The 3,965-nt window shown below is 66.8% G+C and carries 4 protein-coding genes and 1 pseudogene; all 5 read left to right on the forward strand.

Annotated features, from left to right (window positions below; translation table 11 throughout):
- Nucleotides 1–167: 167 nt before the first annotated feature.
- A pseudogene (locus ACFXA3_RS37765) lies at nucleotides 168–886 on the forward strand (IS5 family transposase); the annotation flags it as partial.
- Between the two features lie 658 nt (nucleotides 887–1,544).
- The gene (locus ACFXA3_RS37770; RefSeq protein WP_385195005.1) at nucleotides 1,545–1,778 is read left to right on the forward strand and encodes a hypothetical protein; all 234 of its coding nucleotides are present in this window, start codon (nucleotides 1,545–1,547) and stop codon (nucleotides 1,776–1,778) included.
- Nucleotides 1,772–2,278, forward strand: a complete 507-nt coding sequence (locus tag ACFXA3_RS37775; protein ID WP_385195008.1) for a hypothetical protein — start codon at nucleotides 1,772–1,774, stop codon at nucleotides 2,276–2,278. Before ACFXA3_RS37770 ends, ACFXA3_RS37775 begins: the two co-directional genes overlap by 7 nt.
- Entirely contained in the window at nucleotides 2,275–2,751 is a 477-nt protein-coding gene (locus ACFXA3_RS37780) for a hypothetical protein (protein WP_385195010.1), read from the forward strand. Before ACFXA3_RS37775 ends, ACFXA3_RS37780 begins: the two co-directional genes overlap by 4 nt.
- Nucleotides 2,727–3,452: a hypothetical protein gene (locus tag ACFXA3_RS37785; RefSeq protein WP_385195013.1), complete on the forward strand. Its 726-nt coding sequence runs from the start codon at nucleotides 2,727–2,729 to the stop codon at nucleotides 3,450–3,452. The genes ACFXA3_RS37780 and ACFXA3_RS37785 overlap by 25 nt, the downstream gene beginning before the upstream one ends.
- Nucleotides 3,453–3,965 lie beyond the last annotated feature (513 nt).

The following is a 3,965-nucleotide window of genomic DNA, read 5'->3' on the forward strand; positions in this document are numbered from 1 at the left end:
ACATCGCAGTCTCGTTCTTCGACACCCCCCCCCCACAAGCCGAAGACCGCATGCCTGCAGACCCTTGAGCCGCCAGAGTTCGAGATCGCGCCTTGAGCTGTCGCGCGGGCACGGCCCCCGCATGCCGACGCGGTCGGCTTTCGGTCTGGGTGGTCGTTGGTCTGGGCGTGGGGAAACGTCAGTCGCGACCGTGGATCGTGTCGGATGAACTGTGGTCGCTCATCGAGACTTTGCTGCCCGTGCCGGCGTCGAAGCAGGCGGAAGGGCGTCCTCGGGTCCCGGACCGGCAGGCGCTCTGCGGGATCCTGTTCGTGCTGCATACCGGGATCCAGTGGGAGTACCTGCCGCAGGAGCTGGGCTTCGGATCCGGCATGACCTGCTGGCGGCGCCTGGCCGCCTGGAACGACGCCGGCGTGTGGGACCAACTGCACCTGGTGCTGCTGAAGAAGCTGCGGGTCGCAAAGAAGCTGGACTGGTCGCGGGCGGTGATCGACTCCTCCCACGTCAGGACCGCTCGACGGGGCCCAAAAGCGGGCCCAGCCCGGTCGACCGAGCACGACCGGGCAGCAAGCACCACCTCATCGTCGACGCCCAGGGCATCCCACTCGCCGTCTCCCTGACCGGCGGCAACCGCAACGACGTCACCCAGCTGATACCCCTCCTGAAGAAGATCCCATCCGTCGCCGGCCTGGTCGGACGACCCTGCAACCGACCCGACAGCCTCCTCGGCGACCGCGGCTACGACCACGACAAATACCGCCGCCTGATCTGGGCGCTCGGCATCAAACCGGTGATCGCCCGCCGCGGCGTCCCACACGGATCCGGCCTCGGAATCCACCGATGGGTTGTCGAGCGGACCATCGCCTGGCTCCATGGCTTGTTGCGAGAAGCCGTGCCGCGGGTACGGGCGGCTGCCCTTGCTTGGCGCAACGGGCTGGCGGCCCTCTTGGGCGGCCTGGTGGGCTTCGGTCTCATCACCGGGCGTTCCGACATCGGTCAGTTGGCGGACCGATGGGCTGTCGCCGTAGGTGTTCTGCTTCTGAGCGCGTTGCTGTGCGGCGCGATCGGGGCGATGCAGATCCTGCTGGCAGCACATGGCCGGCCGCGCGTAGTCGACCTGCAGTCAGCGCCGCCCCGAGCGCTCCAAGAGCAGCAGGAGGCTGTTGATGCCGCACGGCATCTGCACCGTGGCATCGTCTTCACGATCCTATGCACGGCACTGCTCGTGGGCGCGGTCGGAACCACCTGGTACCGGCCGGCCAAGAAGAGTGGATCGATCCGTTTCGACGCTCCTGGTGCCAAAGTGTGCGGAACCGTGAAGCGCGTCTCGGCAGGTGAGGTAGTGGTCAAGACGAGCGACGGTGAGATCATCGTCCCCCTTTCCACCCTGATTTCGATGACGCCTGTGGACGACTGCCCCATGGGATGACGAACGTGCCGACAGGACATCCCGACCGACGTACGCGCAGTTGCGCGCTACATAGGAGAAGTTCACCCGGGACGAGGACTCTTCCCCGCTGCTCCAGCCAGACAGGTCGGTTCGGTTGCAGGAGCTCTTCGAGTGGCTCACCAAGCCGAGGAAGGAGCGGGGAGAACTGTCGGCGGCCAGGGTGGCCGCGCTGCTGGCCTGGATCCACTGGGCGCGCTGGCAGCACAGCGGGAGTGGTGAACGCGGCGTGGAGCTGGATCGAGCAATCCTGGTCAGCCACCTGCTGCGCGACGGCCACGGAGCGCCCCCCTCCGGCCGTTGGTCAGACTTGGGCAACGCCCGATGCTGACCAATCCACCGGATCTCATCCTGCTTCAGGACTACGCCGGGCAGCTCGTGAGCCTTGCACAACGCCACGGCTGCGAAAGCGCTCTGGGGGAGGAACTGCGCCGACTCACGGAGCTTCTGGGACAGATTTCCGAGGACGATCCGAAGTGGGCCGTCGTCGCGGCCAATCTCTGCGCCGCGGTGCTCGTCGAATGCGAGCTGACAGGAACTTCCCAGCACGTCGACCGCGCCCTGGACGTGACCCGGAAGGCTCTGGGAGGACTCGAACTGCCCAACGGAGACCTCGCTCGGGTCCTGAACCAGTTCGGCCGCCTCCTCGTGACCCGGCACTTCGAGCATCCTCGCCTCGCGGACCTGGACGAGGCGATCGAGATCCAGGCGCGGGCGAGCGAACTCGAGCGCGTGCCGGGAGCCATCGTCAGGAGAGCCCTCACGGACTTGGGCCATGCCTGGTACCTGCGTCATCTGCAGAGCGGGGACCCGGTGATCTCGATCGGGTGATCGACGTGCTGAGCGGCATGGTGCCCGATCGGGGTGAGCTGGGGGCGGAGTTCCAGCCGATCGCCCACGTGCTCGCATCCGCCCTGGGCGACCGAGGCAGGATCAGGGATTCCGTGCGTGATCCGCAGCGTGCTCTGGCACTCCGCCGCCATCTCATCGCGGAGCGGGAGAGTTCGGACGATCACCTGGAACTCGCCCGAATGCAAGAACTGCTGTGTGAACGTACGGGGCGGAGCGAGCTGCTCGACGAAGCGGTGCACCACCACGAGAAGGCCGTCGCCTTGGCCGACGCCGACGGGGTCCCGTCTCCCGGGGCACTCGCCGGACTGGCCTGGACGCTCAACCTTCGGTACGAGCGTTCCGGCGACGACGCAGACCGAGACGCCGCGATCGCAGCCGGGCGCCAATCGCGTCGACCCCTCAGGGCGACGGCAGTCTCGGACGCCGATTGGCGATCTTCGCGGCGGCCCTGACGGCACGGGCCAAGTCGAGGGGAAGCACACCGGACCTGAACGAGGGTCTGGCCGCCATCGAGCGGGCGCTTACCCTGCCGGACGAGTCGGACAGCGACCGAGCCATTCAGCTCGTCAACAAGTCGGCCTTGATCGGAGTCCATTATGGCATCGGCAAGGATCCCGAGGACATCCGCCGTCAGATCGGTCTCTGTCGCGAAGCCCTGGACCTGCTACCCGACGGGCACCCGAAGAAGGGGGTGTACCGGGCGAATCTAGTGGGTGCGTATCTCGATCTTTATCGCTCCACGGACGACACAACGGCCCTGGAGCTCGCGCTGGCCGCTGGAGATCGAGCACTGTCCGAGATCCGCGCCGACCACCCACGCCGCGGCGGCGTCCTGTCCAACCAAGCGGTCGCACTGATCCGGAGTGCCGAAGAAGAGTACGACGAAGCCAAACTCCGCGAAGCCGTGCGGCTGAGCACCGAGGCATTGGGACTGCTTCCCGAGGCCTCGCCCGCGGACGCCCGGCTTCTGGTGAACCGGGGCTCGGCGTTGTATCTGTGCGGGCGACCCGAGGACCAGGTGCTCGCGCTGCAGGACCGGAGCACAGCGGCGCTCAGCGAAGCGGCGCCGCCGGACGTCCGGATGACCGCGGCAACTGGATGGGCCAGACGGTGCGGCGAACTCGGTCGGTGGGACGAGGCGGTGAAGGCCTAGACGCTGGCCGTCGAACTGCTGACGTCTGTGGCTGGTCTGCACCTCGAACGAGAAGACCAGGAGCACCAGCTGACCAGTTGGTCCCACGTTACGTTCGACGCTGCGGCAGCCGCACTCGAGGCTGGCGATCCGCAGAAGGCTCTGGAACTCCTTCAGGCTGGCCGTTGCATCCAGTGGAACCACCAACTGCGGAACGCCGGGGAACTGGCCCTGCTGGCGGACAAGTGCCCCGACCTCGCGGCAAGAGCCGAACGTGTGACGGGCGCGCTCGGAGTTATGTGGTTCGGCACACAAGAATCCGAACGCTCAGGGCCGTGAAGGGTTTACGTCGCGCATCCGCAGGGGAAACCGTGCGCGGTGGACAGGTGACAGCGGCCTCGCCCTCGACCTCTCGGCGACTCTGCCCCCCGATTCCGCGCTAAAGGGTGTTGCAGAAGGTCCATCTCGGGTAGGTCTGAGTGGTGCTTGACCTGTTGTTTCACCGTGTCATGGCGAGGTTGTGCATGGTGGCGA

It is taken from the genome of Streptomyces sp. NPDC059456, from assembly GCF_042750055.1.
Taxonomy (GTDB): Bacteria; Actinomycetota; Actinomycetes; order Streptomycetales; family Streptomycetaceae; genus Streptomyces.